At 65.7% G+C, this 19,248-nt stretch carries 7 protein-coding genes; all 7 read right to left on the reverse strand.

What is annotated here, in order from left to right; translation table 11 throughout:
• Positions 1 to 166: 166 nt before the first annotated feature.
• Positions 167 to 2,308 carry a DEAD/DEAH box helicase gene (locus tag AB0F51_RS27105; protein WP_360284431.1) on the reverse strand — a complete coding sequence of 714 codons (2,142 nt, stop codon included), beginning with the start codon at positions 2,306 to 2,308 and terminating at the stop codon, positions 167 to 169.
• Positions 2,309 to 2,310: 2 nt separating this feature from the next.
• On the reverse strand, positions 2,311 to 3,666 hold the full coding sequence (brxD, locus tag AB0F51_RS27110) for a BREX system ATP-binding protein BrxD (RefSeq protein ID WP_360284433.1): 1,356 nt from the start codon (positions 3,664 to 3,666) through the stop codon (positions 2,311 to 2,313).
• Positions 3,666 to 6,434, reverse strand: coding sequence for a BREX-2 system phosphatase PglZ (gene pglZ / locus AB0F51_RS27115; protein WP_360284434.1), 2,769 nt, complete (start codon positions 6,432 to 6,434; stop codon positions 3,666 to 3,668). Before pglZ ends, brxD begins: the two co-directional genes overlap by 1 nt.
• Complete coding sequence (locus AB0F51_RS27120) at positions 6,431 to 10,183, reverse strand: DUF6079 family protein (protein ID WP_360284436.1); 3,753 nt, start codon at positions 10,181 to 10,183, stop codon at positions 6,431 to 6,433. Before AB0F51_RS27120 ends, pglZ begins: the two co-directional genes overlap by 4 nt.
• 32 nt (positions 10,184 to 10,215) lie before the next feature.
• A complete protein-coding gene (gene pglX / locus AB0F51_RS27125) occupies positions 10,216 to 13,755 on the reverse strand; it encodes a BREX-2 system adenine-specific DNA-methyltransferase PglX (protein ID WP_360284437.1) in 3,540 nt (1,179 codons plus the stop codon).
• A gap of 2 nt (positions 13,756 to 13,757) precedes the next feature.
• The gene (gene pglW, locus AB0F51_RS27130) at positions 13,758 to 18,029 is read right to left on the reverse strand and encodes a BREX system serine/threonine kinase PglW (RefSeq protein ID WP_360284439.1); all 4,272 of its coding nucleotides are present in this window, start codon (positions 18,027 to 18,029) and stop codon (positions 13,758 to 13,760) included.
• Positions 18,030 to 18,426: 397 nt separating this feature from the next.
• Positions 18,427 to 18,957 carry a hypothetical protein gene (locus tag AB0F51_RS27135; protein ID WP_360284440.1) on the reverse strand — a complete coding sequence of 177 codons (531 nt, stop codon included), beginning with the start codon at positions 18,955 to 18,957 and terminating at the stop codon, positions 18,427 to 18,429.
• Positions 18,958 to 19,248 lie beyond the last annotated feature (291 nt).

Consider the following 19,248-nt stretch of genomic DNA (forward strand, 5'->3'; position numbering starts at 1 on the left):
AATCCGATCCCTGCAAACGTGCTGCGCCAGTCAGTCATCAGCGGGTCACCTTGGGCCAACTCGCGAAGGAGTTCAAGATGGCACCGTCCTTCCAAAATGTCGACGGATTAAGCCCTGGCAACAGTTGCAGCACTCGGCCGTTGTCATCGACTGACCGCAACTTAGCTCACTTCGCAGTCGGTGTCGCGTCCTCAATTCGCTTGCGCGCCACCGAGGCAGCCCCCTGCCAATCGGCGCCACGTGCTGCCAGGGTCTGCAGAGCGAGATGGGGCGGTAGAAGCTCCGAGAATTTGAGCTTCTTCAGAGCCTGTGGGCTGATCTCGGGCACCACCCCGGTCAGGTCGTCTCCGAAGCGACTTCGGGCTTCGCGCATGGCGGCCCTGACCGCGACAGCCGTTGCGTCGGACCGTAGCGAGACGTTCAGGTTGCTGAAGGTCCATTCATCCAGCAGGTCCGGAGCGGTTTGGCCAATGGCTGCCGTCAAGACCGCGTTGGCTCGAGCACCCGCGAAGGTCCACCAACGCAACCGCGAACGCTCCTCCGCGATCACTGTTGAGTTGTGACTGACCCTTGTATCGAAGGTTTCGCGCAAGCTCGTCAGGCGCTCAACGGCACGCCGGCTCAGCTCCGTTCTCGAGGGGTCCGCGCCGAGTAGTACACGCCGAATCGCATCGGAGAGCTCGAAGGAGTACGGCTGGGGATCGCCGCTCCACTTGGACTTTCCGTGGCTGTCACTCGGCTCGACGTACGCGCGACGCCGTTTCCAGTCGACATGGGTCACCTGCCACGGCCGTCCAGCGAGCGTAATCACACGCGGGCCGTCGGTCTTGGCGGTCAACAGCATCGGGTCAACGCTGCCGATCTCTGTACGTCCGTGCAGCACGGTTACCTCGGGTGCGGCGGTGAAGATCGCCAGCAGCTCCATGAAGTTGCGCGACCCATAGCGTCGTTCAGCCGTCGGGCCCACGAAAGCCAGCCCAGAGTCCACATCTAGATGCCCGGTGTCGAGGAGCCACTGCTTGATGTGCGCAAGTTCATCGGCCGTCGCCAGCCCCAGATCGGCCATCCAAGTCGACTCGAGGTCGACGTCGATATGTCCCTTCTGGAGAGCAGTTCCGAGGAACTGCTGTGCTGCCACGTGTCTTGGCTCGGGTGGCGGGACCACGGCCTCGACGAACCCTTCGCTGAGCAGCAGTAGCAGCCCCGCGGCCCGCGCGAACTCCGCGTCATCCAGGGCCAAGAACGTCATGTTCCGGGTCGTCCCCGGGCGGCGTCCGGTCCGCCCCAGTCGCTGCAGCAGAGACGAGACGGAGTTGGGAGCCCCGATTTGGATGACCCGGTCGAGGTCTCCGACATCGATTCCGAGCTCGAGTGTGGATGTCGAGACAATGACGCAGTTCCGCGCCTCCGAGAAGGCAGCCTCGGCCCTTCGCCGCTCGTCCAGGGACAGCGATGAGTGCGAGACGAAAGTCTCGACCTGCCGTTCACGCAGCCGAACCGCCAGATCCTCGACGGTACGCCTCGAGTCGGCGAAGACGAGCCGCTTCTGGCCAAGGTACATCTGAGCCAACACGGCGGCCGCATTGCCAACGTTTCCGACAAAGTCGAGGGCTAGCTCCGGGACTACATTCGTCTCTACGGGCGGCGCGACTACCGTGGCAGGCCTCGACCTTAAGGCTCGCCCTTGGAGCCACCCAAGCAGCTCTTCCGGGTTTCCCACGGTTGCGGAGAGGCCCACTCGCTGCAGCGGCCGATCGGCCAGAGTCGCCAGCCGCTCCAGTACCGCGAGCATGTGCCATCCGCGGTCGTCTCTGGCGAACGCGTGTACTTCGTCTACGACGACCACACGCAGTTCGCCGAACATCCGCGGCACGTCCAGCAGTGGCGAGACCAGCATCGCCTCGAGCGACTCCGGCGTGGTCAGCAGGATTGACGGCCGTTCGAGGACTTGGCGCCTGCGTGCGCCTGTTGTCGTGTCGCCGTGTCGCGTGTGTGCCGCTCGCCCAAGCCAACCGGCATATGTCTCCAGGCGCGGCTGAAGGTTGTTCAGCAGGGCCTTGAGTGGGCACACGTAGAGAACCGAAAGTCCTTCCCATTGATCGCTCTCCATCCGGGTGAGCAACGGGAACATCGCGGCCTCGGTCTTACCCCCCGCCGTCGGCGCGAGCAGCACGGCGTCCGAGCCGGCGAGCAATGGCTCAATGGCCTCACTCTGCAGAGGGCGGAGTTCTGACCAACCGAGAGTGTTGACGATGTGGTGCTGAAGGACCGGATGGAGCCGGTCGAAGGGCTGTCCGCCGGCCGTCACTGTCAGGCCTCGTCCCCAACATCCAAATGGATGTCATCGAGGGAGGAGGAATTGTCGGAACGATGCCCTCTTGCTGCGCGCTCGACATCGGAGAGCTCCGATGCGTCGACGGTCAGGGCATAGTGGACACGCGGATCGAAATCCTCGTACTGATCAACACGGTCGAGGACGTCGACCACAAGCTTCTTGAGGAAGACCCGAGGCGCAATGCCGACCCTGCCACCAAAGGCTCCAGCAACCGCATCGGCCAACGTTCCGATGTATTCGTCATCGACCACCGAGCGTATGCGGTCGCCGTGGTCGCTGCCCGCGGCGTACAGATCACGCACCTTGTGTCCCAGAGCCACCAGCGCAGCATGGTCGAACCCCGGAAGCCGGATCTGGACCGCCCGCGGGTTGTCGAACCGGGCATCGGTGCCGAAGTCTGTTAACAACCGCTGCGCAAGTGGTGCCAGCCGCGATACCCCGGACGGCCCGTCATAGAACGCCGGTGTTCCGGTGATGAGCAGATAGAGCCCCGGGTAGCGCCCGGCGTCGATCTCGTCGAGCAGCTGTCGCAGAGCGTTGAAGGCCTTGTCCCGCACGTCGCCGCGGACCCGCTGGAGGGTCTCGACCTCGTCGAGGACGAGGACGAGACCCGGGTGCCCTGCGTCGCGGAGGACGGTAAGAAGTCCCTGCAAAAAGCCCATTGCTCCGAAGTGGTCCAGCTCTCCCCGGATTCCGGCCGCACGCTTCGCCGCGGCTGCTACCTGCGGCTGGCCGCCCATCCAGGCGGCCAGACCGTCCGCGGTCGCGCGGTCGCCGGCGTCTATGGCGTGCCGATAGCCTCTCAGCGCCTGAGCGAAGACGGGTGTCCGCGAGCTGACTTCTCCCAGTCGTCTCTCGAGCAGCAGATCCACAGCCTCGGTGATGGCTGCATCGTCGGCTGCCTCGAGCGACGGATCCGCCTCCAGCACATCGGATTCCAGCGTGAAGAGCCACGAGTCGAGCACCGACCGGAACGCACTCGGCGGGATCGACGACGCTCGCATCGATTCAGTCACCCGGCGATAGACGGTCTCTAGCCGGTGCAGCGGGGTCTGCGTCTCGGAGATCTGCACCTCGGCACTCGCGAAGCCACGGCGTAGCGCTCGCTCCGCAAGGTGTCGAGTAAAGAACGTCTTGCCCGCGCCGTACTCCCCACGCACAGCCTTGAACACGGCGCCACCATCGACGACTGTGTCCAGTTCCTCATCGATGGCAGCCTCGAAACGGTCCAGACCCACCGCAAGCAGGTCGAGCCCTGACTCCGGCACCGTGCCCCGGCGAAGAGCGTTGATGACTTCCCTGCGTCGGCGGCTGGAGACGTCCTTCGCCATCAACGCACCTCGAACTGCTCGCGCAACAGTCGCTCGTCCAGAACAACGGTGGACGTGTGCGGGTCGGTACCGATAACGGCGTACCCCTCAACGTTTAGCAGCTGCTGAACCTGAGCCAACGCGCCTCGCAGCCGAGTCTCGTTGACCGACAACGCTCGCGCGGCGATCGTCATGGGCAGCCGTGTCGCTGCGGCGACGGCGAGCGCGTCGACGAGGGCAGCGACCTGCTCGTCCTTGACGATGAGCCGGCCGGCGACTCTTCGCTGCGCACGATAGACCTCGCTGCGGACCACGACGTCGCCAAGGTTCTGCGTGGGCGTTGGCGCCTCGGGTGGATCCACTTCGTCGAAAAGGGTCGGCTCGAGGTCTGGCCTGCTCTTCTTCGAGGTTCTAGTCAAGTCGCGTGTGCCGAGTGGCCGGGGCGCTGGGACCGGCTCGACCGCCACGTTCTCCTGGGTGAGCCACCAAGTCGGCACCTGGGGCGGTAGCAGCGCTAGGCCGAGGGGGTTGCTGTCCTCGTCGGGTACGAGCACGGCGATGGGTACAACAACCTCGGCGGCGCTGGCTCCTCCGTGGTAGCCAGCCTTGAGGGGTCCGTAGCGCAGGTCTTCGTCGACGGCGAGGATGGCGCGGTGGTCCGGCGTGAGGACGCGGTCGCCGGAGACCTCAATCTCGCCATCCTCGACCGTGCCGGTCACCGCCCTGGAGCGTCCGCTCGTTATATCGACGTAGGACCGCTGGGTACCACGGCGTCGCTCGACGACGTGGCCGTGGTCGGCCGTGATGACCACGGTCCGGCCGGCTGCGCGGGCCCGGGCCAGGATCGGTTCGAGGTGCTTGACTGCGTCCGCGGTCCAGGTTGTCCCAGCAGGGTCGCTGCGATCGAGCGCGTCGTCGATGGTATTGAGTACGACGGTGACGAGGTCAATGGTGCGGTCGTCGATGGCCGCGCTCACGTCAGCGCTCACGGACGAGCCGGCTGCGGTGGAGTCGACACCTTTCTTGTGAAAGAGCGCGGCCTTGATCTTGCCTGCCTTGGCCGTCAGCTCTTCGTAGCCCCGCCGCTCGACGTCCTGCTGACCCTGCCGAAGTCGGCCGCACAGGAGCGAGGCCCTGCTCACCTCGGTCAGTGACGGCAGGACCGACAAGCCGGCAGCCCGGCGACCAGCGCTCGCGACTGGCAGTTCCGCCTCAAGCCACTCGAGTCGATCGGTTGCATCCTCGACTATTTCCGTGGCGACTGCCGCACTCATGCCGTCCATGACAAACAGGAGCAGCGGCGCCTTTCTCGCCATGGGGATGACGACGCCGGGTAGCACTGCCTCGAGCGGCCAGACCGTCGGATCGATGGCCTGGGAAAGGACACCGTCCAGCCGGGTGGCATGGGCGAGCACGGTCGCGAATTCCCGCTCCTCGGCCTTTCGACGATCCATCGCCGCTTCGGCGACCATGCCTAGATAGCGCGCCTGGTGTGGGTCCTCGACGCCGCGGTGCACATCGTTGATCGCGGCATCGACCCATGCGCTCTGGTCCATGTGGCGACGGGTGAGCGCGAGCAGCTCGCTTCTCGTGACCCCGTCACGGGTGAGGAGCCATCGCGAGAGTCGGACCGCAGCTGCGAAGGCCACGGTGAGCGGGGCGGCCGGACGGCTCAGAAAGTGAGCACGGACGAGGGACCAGGCGGCTTCGACGTCGCGGCCTGCCGTCGGTGCGGGGTCTGGTGCGATTGCCGCAGCTAGGGCGTCGCACAGGCGACTGAGCCGTGCGTACTGTCCCTGCTTGAGGAGGTCTGAGTGCGCGCTGAGCTGCTCACCCTGGACTTGGTTGAGTATGGCGCCGGCGCGCTGCAGAGCTCGTTCGACGTGAGCCCCCTGCCGCGGTTCGCCTGCGAGCTCGGTCAATAGTTCGGTGGATGCACTTCCTAGCGCACGGAGCGCGGGGACGGGTGGAATCTCGCCTCCCCATCGTGGCTCGATCCGGACGAGCGAGGTACTGGCAACATGCCGTTCCTCGGCGGTAAGCACGTCGTCGGCTGTGAGCAACTGGATGACCGTGCCCAACGGGACAAGATCGGCCATCTCGCCTTGCCTAAGCAAGATCCGCACCGGCTGGGAGGCAGCGCCGGCACGGTCTGCGATCCAGTCGAGCGTCTCGTCCGCGAGCCTGTTCCCGAACTCGGCTCGAAGGTCCGCGACCGCGGTCACGCTCGCTGGTCGCATAGTCCAGCGCAGAACACCAAGTACGTCGGCTGTGTCACTGTCCAGACCAAGGTGGATCCTTGCCACGGAGGTCAGCGCGTGTGACCGGGTGAGGACCCCGGCTGGCGCCGCGGGCCAGCCGCTCGTCGGTGTGGCCGCGAGCAGAGCCGAGGCGAGCTCTCTGCTCTGGTGGACACCGGTCAGAGCAGGGTCGATGCCCGTCGCCGCGAACCGGTGACGCACGGCCTCCCACGGGTCGGGGCTGCGCAGTCGTTGCCAGATGAAGTGGGCGAGGACGCCCGCACCGAGGTCGTCGTCGGCCCGATCCGTGATGACGACCATCCAGTCGCCTTCGCGATGCTCGGTCAGCACCTCCCGCACTGCGAGGGCCGACTCTGCCGGCCGCACCCGGACGACCCGACCGTCGTGCTGGAGATCCGCGATGACCGCACGATCGGGCACGCCTCGTAGACCGATCACGCCGGTGGAATAGTCCTTGTCCCGAGCCTCGTCGACGATTGCGAGGACCATCGAGGGACTGACCGGAGTCGCAGCGACCGTAGCGGTCATTCGAGCACCCGCCACGTCACCTCGACCGCGTCCTCCGGATGCCCGTCGAGAAATGCCTCTAATTGTGCGATCACAACGTCCTTGGGCGTGCCCTTGGAGCGTGTGGCCCGGCCGCCCGGGCCGCCGAGCGGCCCGGGCGGCTCGATTGGACCCGGCCTATCGATAGGTGGCGTGATGATGGGCGGCAGATGGTCTGCCAGCCAGCGGAAGATGTCGCTGTCCGTCTCGTTGAGAGTCGTACTGATAGCCGTGACGATCTCGTCCGCCTCGAGAGCTGCCCGAAGGCGGTTCACGATGTTCGCCGCCTGTTCCGCGGCTGTGCCTTCGGACCGCATAGCTTGCCTCAACGGCTCAAGCCGTTCCCAGTGGAAACGATCGAGCGCGCTGGTCACCGAGGCAGCCGTGGCCAGCGACTTGCCGGCAGCGGTGGGCGACGCACCGAGGTTGGCCGCAGCGACTCGCCGTACCAGCTCGAGGCCGGTCAAGTGGCGCAAGTCCTGCACCAGCTCGGCTGTGGCGTTGGCCGTCTTGTATCGGTCGCTGTCGGTCACGCCCAGGCGGGCGTTCGCCGATTCCAGAGCGCTCACGAGGCCGGGCGCAGCTACAGCGAGCTCCTTCGCCTTCTCCGTCACCTGGTGCACGAAGTCAGCCACTGCCGGAGCAGTCAGATGGGTCGCGCCGTGCACACCAAGCAGCCCGCCGGCGACGGTGGTTGCGTCAGTCCACTCGGTCGTGGTGGGCATGGGCTGAGTCCGCAGCTCCATGCTCGGCGCGAGCATCCCTGGCTCCGGAACGGCGCCAAGGGCTTGTCCGTGCTGGAACCAGGCCCGCTGACGCAGTGCCGCCCAGGTGATGATGACAAGGTCACTGACCTCCTGGCGCAGGCCTTGGGCCGGCTTGACCTCCTCGATCCAGCGCCGGAGATCCACCACAGTCACCGGATCGTGCGGAACGGTGCCCTCCTCCTGCTCGCGACGTCCCAGGGCTCGCTCGATCTCCTGACCCCACGGGCTGAAGCGGTCGTCGCCGAGGATGTAATGCGTCTCCGCAGCGGTCCCAACACCGAGCGGTCCCGCGATGCGCCGGACGGCAGCGACGTCGCCTTGCAGTTCGACCCGCTTCTCCCGGTCGGCCACTGCGCGAGCGACGTGGGCAGCCACGGCTCGAAGGTCCTTCACCTTGACCTCGACGTCGCCTGGCTCGAAATTGGGGTGGCCCGGATAGGTCGCTTCGAAAGCCTGCGCCAGCAGGTTGTCGAACGCGGCCCCCAGCGTTGCTCCCACCGGGTTGGCCGGGGCGAAGGACCGATCCAAGGAGATGAGGGTCCGGTCGTGCGACGCGTCATCGAGCAGGACACCAGGACGTACGGACGCGGCGCCGTATGCCTGCTGGATGGCGTCCTCCAGGCTGCGCCGCAACGTGTTCCGCTGAGATTCGAGGATCCCTCGCGCCAGGGCACGGTCCGCCTCATTCAGGTGGTCTGCGTGGCTCTGCCACCGGTCCCCACTGCCCTCGAGAAGCCAGTTCAGGATGACGAGGCGGCGCAGCTCTCGAAGCTTCTCGTCGGACAGGAACTTCGGCAGCCAGATGATGGTCTGCGACTGGAAACCTCGGCTCTGCATGTCATCGAGCCGCCGCAGGTCCTCCGATGACGAATGACCGGCGTCGTCGAAAGGGTGGTCGACGACGACGCGCCACGTTCCGGCGTTCGCGATGAAGTGATCGTCCGAGAGCCAACTCCGGTCGCGGACATTACCGAAGATGATGTCCACGTCGCGTCGAGAGCCCCGCCATACCAGCTGATGGTGGTGCGCACCCTGGATGTCCTGCTGGTCCAGCTTGATGCCCAGCCCGTCGCTGACGAGGCTCTTGATGAGCTCGCGCCTGCGCCCGTCGTTGTCCTCGCCCTTGGCCCTCTCGACGATCGACTCGTAGTCAACCTCGGAGAGCTGGACGCGGACCGTCGGATTGCGGTCCTCCCCGTCGAGATGGATCTCCGGGACATCCCGGGCCCAGGTGCGTATCTTCGACAAGACGAGGGACGCCTCGCCGCCCGGCAGCGGGGATACAAGCGAACCGTGGTTGAGCGAAGCCAGTCGCGACGCGGTCAATGCCTTGAGCGCTGGAACATTCGGTGCGACGGCCGACAAGAGCAGAGTCTTGGCAAGCCGATCGTCCGTCCTGAATGATGGTGGCACGCTCCCCGGCTGGTCCTCGATGGTCTGCTCGTCAATGCCGTGCAGACTCAGCAGGAGTGGGCGCAGCTTTTCGGTGTAGAGCTTGTTGGCTGACCTGAACAGCGCAGCGGCCTGCGCGTCAAGCGCCTGACCGGTCTGACCCTGGACGATGAGGTCGAACGAGTCACCGACGGGGATGATCTCGTCGATGGTCAAAGCGTCCCGCCGGTCGACCAGCATGTTCTGCATGACCTTGAGGGCAGTGCGCTCCCGCTGCATGACGCTGGCGAGGGAGCGGAGCGTCGAGACCAGTGCGGGCGAGAAAGGATAGGTGAGGGCGAAGGCCTTCTCGTCCGCTCCGCGGTGACGCTCGTCGGTGTTCACACCGTCGAGCAGGACGTCCCAGACCGCCGGACGACGGTCGATGGCCTTGAAGGCCTCCTCGAGTTGGCGCTCCGCCTCCGGGCTGTTGGGTCGCAGCAGACGTTGATGGGCGACGTACGGCAGGTTCTCGTCGCCGAGGGCAACGGTCCCGAAACGGCCCTCCTGGTGGCGGAACGCGCGGTCGAGAGCCTCCTGCTCCGAGCCACTCGCCCCAGAGTCCGCGAACCAACGACGCAGGTCCATCTGCCGCGCGACGAACGAGATCAGCGGGATCGCGCGGCCACCGATCGCTGACTCCACCAACTTGGTCAACTTCTGCGACTCGCGCCGAAAGAACTCTCGGTCCTGCACCGAGAAGGCGAGCCAGAGCACGAGCTCGTCGAGGAACAGGACGACAGCGTCGTAGCCCAGGCCCTTGCTGTGGCTCGCGATTGCGGCCAGTCCGGTGTCCAGATCGACGAACTCCGCCTGCTGCGTGTACGCCGTGAAGTACGTCTCGACGAGCGCTGTCGCCAGTTGCATGCGCAGGTCGGACGCGGGCGACGCCGCACGCGCCTCGGCATAGCGCTCCGCATCCCACGAGCCGGCGCCGAGGATGGTCGCCCACGGGTCGTCTGCGCCCTCCCCTGCCTCGGTACCACGGTTGAGACCGCCGAAGAAGCGCTCGTCCCCGAGTTGCTGACGCAGTCCCTCCGCATCGTCGAGGAGTGCATCTGACTTATGGATCGCAGGCAAAGGCGCCCCTGGGTGGAGCTCGCGGACCTGTCGGATGTAGCCCTCGAACAGCGCCTGCTCCATCGTCCTCGCGCCCAGCAAGTGGAACGCCAACGGCAGGATCTTGCGCTCATAGAGTTGATGGTCGTGCTTGGCGATCACGGCCTGCAATTCCGCCTTAGCTCTGGCGGCAGGCTCGTGACGAAGCAGGGCGTGCAGCACCGCCATGAAGTGCGACTTGCCGGAGCCGAACGAGCCGGTGAGGAAGGCCCCGCGGCTGACCCCGGAGCCGACTGCCTCGCTGACGAGAGCAAGTGCCGAGTCGAAGGCCTCTGCGATCGCGTCGGTGACGACGTACTCGTCGATCGTGCGACTCGCCGCCTCGTGGCCGACCGAGTCGGTCAGGCGCAGGACGTAGTCTTCGGCTCCCGCGCGTTCGGGGATGTCGATGACGTCTCGGAGCAGCGTGCTCACGTCGTCTCCTCGGTTCCTCTTGTCGCCATGTCTCAGACCTTTGCCTTGCGGCCTCGAGTGGCCGCCTCGGGCCGCCAAGCCTTGAGCTCGTCGAGGGTCTGGTGGACCTGCAGCGCACGGTCGCGCAACTGCTCCTCGCAGAAGTCCGCGAGGTTCAGTCCGTAGGTCTCGTCGACCTCATCGTGCCACTGACGCACCCACGGCTGAAGCTCGGCCAAACCGGCTACGAGCGGCACGAGCTGATCCTCCTGCCAGCCCTCCTGTTCCCGGTCACCGACGATCCTCGCCAGGGCAAGCGCCTGCTGCGCGTGATCCCAGCCTGCCCACCCGAGCAGCTCGGTCGGGTCGGTCTCTCGTCCAGCGTTGGGGAAGAGGATGAACCGCTCCTTCGGTACGTCGAGCTTTCCCCGATGCTGCCACCACGCCGTCTTGCGGAAGTCCGCAGTCGTGTACTTCGGCGGCACCGGAATGTCGCCGACCTTCTCCCCTGCGTCCTCACGGCGCTGCAAATCCCAAGTGTTCTCCCACGCCTCCCGCTTGCGTAGCCCCGAATCCTTGAGACGGTAGGCCGCGAGGAACGGCACACTCTCACCATCGAGCAGCGCAGCGAGCTGCTGCGTAACCGTTTGGTCCTTGCGGCCCGACCACAACTCCAGTACCGACACGAAGTCCGAGTCACGCGAGACCACGTCGGCCAACTGCGCCACCGACCGGGCCACGGCGGCCTGCCCTTGCGCATCGAACCAGAACTTCCGGTCCTCCAGCCGGTCAAGAAGCCAACCACGGAGGGCGCGTTCGACCTGCTTGTCCCAGGGCTCTGATGCCCAGCGTCGTTTGTGCTCCGGCTTCTCGAGCAGACGGATGAACTTGTCCGACTCGATGAGGTCCAGCCGCCGCTGAACCAGGTCCCGGTACGCCGCCGGCCAGTGCGACGGCATCTCGATGACCGACGTCGACTTATGACGAGCGAACCAAGCCGTCTCCTCCTCGCCAGCAGCGACCTTTCGAGCCAGTGAGATCTCGAAGGCCCGCTCACCCAGCCGCACCTCAGGAAGGTCATCCCCGGAATAGGTGAGATCGTCGTCGATGAGCCCGTATGACCGATACACCTCCCAGTCGAGCTCCTCTTGCTGCGCGACCATTCGACCGTGCAGAGATGTCGACCGCTTCTCAGCATCGGAGAGTCCTGCTGCAGTTGGAGTGCCCTCGGCAACAGCCCCGGCGGGACTCGAATCAGAGCGCTCCTGCGCCATACGGTCTAGTTGGCGACCGCGCGGAAGAGGCAAACGCGCAGGCAGCGGGAAGTCCTGCAACGTGGTCCCTGTGAACTCGTAGAAGTGATCCCACGTGTCGAGCGCAGTCCCGCGTTCACCACCTCGGTTGCCTTTGTCGTGACTTACCTGCTTAAGCCAGAAGCAAGCCGTCGACGAGTTCAGCACCCCAAGCAACGCGAGATGGTCGTCCTCCGTCGCCTCTTTCGGCAACTTGATCACAGGCGCGTGGGCATTGAAGATCGTGCCACCTCGGTTAATACCGAAGTGGTTATGGGTTGCGACGTTCGCGAAAGCGATCGAGAGCGGGGTGGCATATGCGCTCGATGTGTGCTGCATGTACTCCCACCACTTGCGTCCAGCGGCGGCCATGTCTCCTGCGAATGTGCCGCGGGCGGCCAGCAGAGCACGAAAGGGCCAAAGCTCTTCGGTTAACAATCCCTCAATAGGCTTTTTCCTGTCGTACGGGTACCACACGAATTTGTCCGGCGCGGCCGAATAATCCCGTACCGATTCCCCTTCCAAGTAGGGTCGTAGGCGTTCTGGATTCTCGCGTGAGCGTGACGGCCGCCGGGGCAGGACAAATGCTTCGTCGGAACCGATGCGCACTGCTCTCCCAATGCCGGGACTAATTACTGCCGCAAGCCTCTGCTTGGCGGCAGCATTCAATACTGTAAGTAACGCACTGGCCCCACCTCCAGACAGGCTCCAAGGGTGGCTCGAGAGTATTCTGCGATGGAGCAACGTGATGCTCACGTATTCACCCTCGTACTCGTCGAGTGCAACGTGATTCACGATGGATGACCAGACCAGTCCCTTGGCAGGGTCTGATGGCTGTCCTGGCTCGCCACGGGTTCCGAGGACCGCTTTTATGCTTTCTCCTACGGGCCGCTGCGGCCGGCCGACGAGGATAACTGTCGGTGTGCCGTGCCCTGGGATGTATGCACCAGACGTATCAACGACTAAGCGCACATCCTGCTTCGCGAGGAAGCCCTCTACCAGGGCAGAGCCGAAACCTCGTTTCATAAACGAGTTCGAGGTGATCTGCCCCGTCCACCCAACGGGCTTGTCACCGGATGGTTGTTTCGCAAGCTGGAAGAAGCGCTCCATGAAGGGCACGGTCAGCGCGTATGTTCCCTTGCAGGTCGGGTACAGGTCTCGATAGGCCGCGTTGAGCGTTTTGTCCTTGACTGTGATGTACGGCGGGTTGCCGACGACCACGTCGTACTGGCCAGGTGTGAGAACCTTCCGCAATTCGTCGAGATCCTCCGTGACATAGGCGAAACCGCTGATCTGAGCGTCCGCGTCGAATCCCTCGAACGCCATGGTCAACTGGTGGCCGCCATGCAATAGCGAGTCGCCGGCCGCGAGGTTGAAGTGGAAGTTCGGTGCCTCCTCCAGCGAGAGCTCACCGCAGGCTTGTAGGGCTGCGACCATCAGGCGGAACTTGGCGATGGCGACTGCGAACGGGTTGAGGTCCACTCCGTGCACGGCCGCGAGCGCGCGCTCGACGCGAGCTCGCACCTCGAGGCCGGGTTCCTGATCGGCCCAGCGTTCGTTGAGACGGGCAAACGCGCCGAGGAGGAAGTGCCCGGATCCGCAGGCCGGGTCGATGAGCTTGAAACCCTCAAGCGGGCGCTCGGTCAGGGCTGGTTCCAGCGTCTGGTCGAGGATGAATTCTTCGACGAAGATCGGTGTCTGCAGCAGGGCGTACGTCTTCTTCGCGTAGTCGGAGAGGTCCTGGTACAAGTCTCCGAGGAAACGCGTCGAGAGTTCGGGATCGGTGAAGTCCCAGACGAGTGCCCCGCTATCCGTCTTGGTGCGCCAGAACTCGATGAGTCGCTTGGCGGCCTGCCCCGACGGCGACACGGTCCACAGGGACGAGTGCGACTCGACAAGCTCCCGCGTCGCCTTCACCGATTGCAGGTGACCGACCGCCTGCGTCAGCCACTCTCGGTCGGTGTGCTCAGGATTCTCACGGAAGTAGGCGAGCTCGGCATCGAGCGCTTCCTGCCGCCGCTCACTCGGCCCAGCGATCCACACCGGTTTGAGAAGACGATTGTCCTCGCAGAAACGAACGAAGACCGTGGTCAACACCCAGGCGACGGCTGCCATGGTGAGCCGATCGTCGCGCCACTCCTGCCACGACATGCCGGTCCGCTCCCGGGCCACTGCGGCAGAGTGCTGCCGCCGCCAGTCGTCGAGAACTTCAGGCTGGCTCTCCACCCTGGCTCGCAGGTCATCTTCCAGCTCGAGCACGACCTTCTGGAGCGCCGCGGTCAGGTCCGGCGAGACAGCCACGTCTAAAGCTCCTTCTCTGCGGCCGTCAAAGCAACCGCATTATCGATCCAGTCATTGTCCAGCGCCACGAATTGGCTCGGCGCGGCGAGCGGCACGGGCCGGCCATCAAGCAGCGCACCATGGTTGCCGCCGAGCTGTGGAACTACGAGCCACACGGCACGCGCACGGGAAGCACCCAGGTCAGTCCAGCGGGCGAGCAACCCGACGTTGTCGTACCTGGCCAGGGGCGATGCCTCGGTGAGAAGGACAGGCGTGTCCAGCCCCTCTACCGCCAGTGCCGCGTCGATCGCTGCTTCGACCTGACTCCAGGAACGCTTGACCAATTCATTCAGGCCACGCCGGCCACGGCTGCTCTCCCCTTCCGCGTCGGCCGCCCGTACGAGCTCCCACGGCAATCCGGCCTCGGCGGATGCGGAACGAAGCGCATCGAGAAGGACATCGGTGACGTCGACGACGTTGGCGGCGTACCGATGCTTGGCGGCGTGAACGAAGCGCGCGAGGCGGTCGGCGCGCACACCGAGAGCGAGGAAGGAACGGCTTGCAATCGAGCCCTCGAGACGAGCGCCAGCCGCGCCTGTCGACGCCACCGGCGACGTCCCACCAGCCAGCGCCGTCGGCTTCCGCGACTCGAGGCCAGTTGTCGCCCCGCCGAGTTCCGGCGAGCGATAAACGCCGAGACGGTCGTCGAAGACGAGCCCAAGACCTGCGTCCTGGACGAGGGTGTCAAGGGTCGGACGCTTCGCCAAGACAGCGACGGAGGGAAACCGGACACGTACCCGCTCGCGGATCTCCTCCGGTCCGAGCCGCTGGCCGCCACCGAAGCCCTTGAAGCTCAACTCAAGCGCAGCGACCTGAGAAAGGTCGCGGTGGTGCAGCTCACCTGCGCCCGACGCAGCGGCCCTGCTCGAGATTGCAGCCCCGAGCCGAACGAGCCGCATCGGGTCGCGCAGCTCAGCCGGGATGCCAGTGCCTGGAAGGACGGATGCGAGACGTGCTGTGGCTCGGGCGGCCGGGACGAGGGCGCGGGTCGAGTCCCCCGCGGCATCGACCAGGTTGTCAGCCTCACGGCCCAGCGACTCGGCCACGTCGAAGAGCGACTGGTCCTCCGCCATTAGAGCGACGATGCCTGCCCGTCTGCGCAGCCAGACCGCATCGGCGGAGCCGTCGGCTCGGTGCAGGGCACGGCGGCGTTCGAGTGCGAACCGTAGGAGGCCGCGGACCAACCGATCGTCCGACTCGCCGGTCGTACCGAGCGTCTGATGGATTGCGGTCTCGAGTTCAGCCGGAGTAGCGATTGTGCCCAGTTCGGTCAGACGCGTGCTGACAGCGTCCGCGAGCCGATCGAGCAGAGACCGAGCGGCATCATCCGCGGCCCACTTCTCCTGCAGGTCGGCGAGCAACTGGCTGGCTCGGGCTGGGGTGACTGGCTCCGGCAAGCTGGCGGCGAGCTGGGCGCGGGTTGCGAACGCATCGAGTTCGGTGCCAACGCCGAGGACCAACCGGACCATCGTCGCGCGGCTCGCCGCGCGGCCACTCGCGACGGTGCTGATGAGCAGTTCCGCGGCTTCGCTCGGGGACTTAGGGTACCCGTCCCCCGACGCGAGGCTCCTGAGGTCGTCGCCGAGGCGGCCGCGCCACTCCTTCATCCGGTTGCGGATCTGCTGACGGGTGGAGTTGGCCACGCCCTGCAGACGGGAAAGACGGACCGGGTCGACAGTCAGTAGCTCGCCGACTGTATGAACGGCGTACGGCTCGAGAGCTGAGAGAGCGCGGGCAGTGAGGCCGGAATCAACGAGCGGCGTTGCAAGGGTGGCTTGCCTGGCAAGCTCGTCGTTGGATTCAGCTGGTTCGGTCGTCGCCTCGCCTGCAAAGATCTCCTGCCAAGCGGCGCGCATCGACTCGGCCGTGTGGTGCCTCGCGGAGCCCTCCCGCGCGAGGGCGATGCGGAAGAACTCAGCGAGCAAGCTGGCCAGCGCTGGGTCGAACAGCTGCGGCTCGATCGTCGCCTCATCGGTGATTGATGCCGGGTCGGCTTGGCCGTCGCCGTAGACCGGTGTGGCACCCGTTGCCATCTCGAAGAGGACGACTGCAGCGGAGTACCGCTCGGCTGCGGAGTCAAAGCGGTCCCGCTCGCCAATGAGGAAGGGATCGAGGTACGGCGGGGTACCGGCCGCGGTCGCCGACGCCGCGGCGCGAGTCAGCGAGAAGTCGAAGAGAACAAGGTGCTTCGTGCGGTCGCCGCGGTTCTCCCGGACACCGAGGTTAGACGGCTTGATGTCGCGGTGATCGATGCCAGCCTTATCCAGCGCGACGAGGCACTCGAGCAGGTCAGCGCCGAAACGCTCAAGGAGGTCGAGGGAAAGTCGGTCGCGGGTTCGCAGGACCTCGCTGAGCGTCTCGGGGCCGGCGTTCTCGAGGAGGAGCGCCTGGCGTCCGCCGACGACCAGCGGCCCGTCGATGAGCTTAACGACTCGGGGACTGTTGAGTCCGCGTAATACTTCGGCCTCGTCCGCCAGTCGCGCCGCTGCATCGGCGTTGAGACTGACCTTCAGGACCCGCTGGACGTCGTTGCCTTGGGTGTGGAGATCGGTGACTAGGAGGCCGACGGCTGTTGAACCCTGGCCAAGGCGGCGCTCGAGGCGGAAGCGACCGTCGAGGATGGTGCCTGGAGTGGCCTCGAGTGGGTCCTCCTCGGGGGTCTCTGTCGTCGTCTCTCGCTCGGCGGTGGCGAGCTGGGCCAAGAAGGTTGCGACATCGGGCGTGCGCTGCGTCGGGGCGGGATGGGTCGCCTTGAGGACGAGTGAACGTAGCTGCGACGAGACCTGCGGGAGTTCGATGGCGACATCGAGGCCTTGCTGTGCGTTGAGTCGCATCTTGAGTGCGTTGGCGCTCGGTGCCGGAGGTCGATGGGTGAGGAGGTAGAAGGCGAGGGCGCCTAGGCCGAAGACGTCAAGCCGCACACGGTCGGCCGTCTGATTCCACGCGCCCTCAGGAGCCCGGAAGGTGTCGGTAAGCCAGCGCTCCGAGTCAGCGCCGTCGGAGGTGGCTTGGACCTGGGATTGGCCGGCGGGGTTCGCTGCCTGTTTGGGAGTGACGCCGAACAGCGATGTCACTCCGGGGACCACGGAGTGGGTGAGGCTGGTGGCCTCGACGGCTCCAGCGCCCCGCCAGTCACCGACGCGAACTTTGACGTCATTGGCGGTGCCCGGGATGCGGCGAACCCAAACGGCTTTAGGCGAGAGGCCTCGGTGGACAACCTTGTTGCCATGGGCATACTGCAGTGCTTCGCCAATCTGGCGGATCATCGATAACTGGGTCGCGAGGGGGACCCCATTTTGCTCGCCCGCCAGCCAAAGATCGAGTCGCTGCCAGTCCGGGTCGTAGGGGTAGACGAGACCAACACCGAGCTCGGATTCGACGAGGTCGCGGGGGCGGAGCAGCCCGTCGTGTTGGAGGCGGGACATGACGCGGAACTCATGCTCCGCGATCCGCCGGACATCCTTGCGCTCCTGCTCGCCGGCGGTGGGAGCAGCGACCTGAAAACGGATGCGGGCTCGCTCCTGCTGGGCAAACTTGTGCGAAGCCAGCCAGTCCTGCCAGCCCTCGTCGGAGTCGATGGCCTCGTCCTCGATGACCCACGAGCCAGCCTCGCGCTCTCGGCGCTGGACGAGGCCGATGCGTCGCATAAGTGCGACGAGGATCTGCTCCTGATTGGGGCCGATGGCGCGCCGGCCGGCTGGTTCGAGCACAAGGTCCGTGATAGACGGCAGATTGGTCTGCGCCTCCGCGCCAGCAGGACCGAAGAGGTTGACCGCGCTCGCCTGGGAAAGGAGGGATCGGAACGTCGGGTGATGCAGGAAGACTGCCTCCTGGACGAAGGGGATGACGTCCTTCTCGTCCGGGATCCGCACCTTGCTTTGGACGGCCCACGCGCGGAGCTCGTCCTTGAGCTTGCTGGCAAAGTACTGCGCTTTGCGGCGGGCGAGCTTGAGCGGCGAATCCTCCGGCCGCTTGCCGTCGCGCAGCCAGTTGTGGTCGTCGCCGCGCAGGGTACCGGAGTAGTACTTGAGTTCGATCAGGTGGAGACGTCCGCGGCCGAGCAGGAGCAGGTCGACCTCGTGCCAGCGTCCACGTGAATCGCGAAACTCAAAGTTCGACCAGGCGCGGAAGGGGCTATCGTCGGGCATGATTGCGCGGACCAGCCCGAGGCCCTCCGCCTCATGCGGGAACTGCGACGGGGAAACTTCGACCCAGCGATCGTCCCCTGATTGCACCACTGCAGTTCCTCCCTCGCCCCGTCGACCTGCACATCCGGCTTCGCCGCAATGGCGGTCGGCCCCGGACTCATCAACCTTAGCGCCGACAGTGCCACTTCTCGCCGCCAGCACACGCCGCGCTGGTCGAGGAGGCAAGCAGCCCGGTGGCTGAGATGGCCATTCGCGTGTCCTCCGACAGGGCGCTGTCGACCGATCGGCGACAGCTCGCCGCCGGGGGTCCTGAAGGTTGTCACTCTCGCGTCGAGATACGCCGTGCCTGTCAAGCTTGACGATGTCCCCCAAGTTCGACGAGGAGTCGCTTGAGCTCGTCGAAGGCGTCCACTCGATCCGGAATTCTGGATCAAGGGGCGGCCGGCATCTTGCGGGCGAGCCGTCCGCCGCAGCGAACCGAACGTCACCGCACAGTGGGAACGCAGTGCATGCACCTGACGAGGTTGCGCTTCCTGGCGTTAGCAACCGGGATTTCGATTGCTCCGTCGCGTGACTCGACAATTTGGCAGTCGCGGCGATGGAAGCTGGTGCCGCTCTTGAAAATCCAGACCGTTCGCTTCGCCGCGTCGGGATCCTGCGAGTAGCGCACGCCGGTGTCGACTGGAAGTGCGCCGTCCGACTTGGCGTAAGTGCGCTCGGCCGGCGTGGCGTGCTTGGTCTCACGTTTGCGCTTCCTGGCGGCCTTTCCAGCTGGCGCCTTCGCCGTCGTGTCTGCCTTGCGCGACCGCGGTCTCGCTTCGGCATTGGTCGCAGCCGAGACCTTCGCTTTCGCCAGCGCCCGCTGGGCGTCAGCAAGGTTCTTGCGGCAGTTTGCGAGCTTCTCTGGCGGAGCTGACCGTTCGATCGCGCGCTCCAGGATCTGCTGCGCCTGGCGGACCAGGCCGAGGCGTCGACGTACTTGTGCGGCCGCGGCGCTAGCTGGATGCGTCGCCACAGTACGCTCTCTTCTCTCCGGTGACCGAGGCGATGATGAACGTCCATAGCTCGCGCACACGTTCCTCCAGTTCGGCCATCGCCAGCCTCATGTCGACCGCGTGGACGACGAAGCGTCCGTCGGAGCCGAGTATCTCGTAAGGCGCCGGGCAGGATCGCCGGCGGCGTAGCTCAAGTGGCCGACGTCCAGGCCGAGGCGTGCGCAGTACGTGGCGAGTCCAGTACGAGGTCCGCGAGGTGTAGCAGCCGTGCAGCAAGGCGCCCAACCGCGCGGCGCGCCCAGACGTAAGCG

This window comes from Kribbella sp. NPDC023855, from assembly GCF_040639475.1.
Lineage (GTDB): Bacteria > Actinomycetota > Actinomycetes > Propionibacteriales > Kribbellaceae > Kribbella.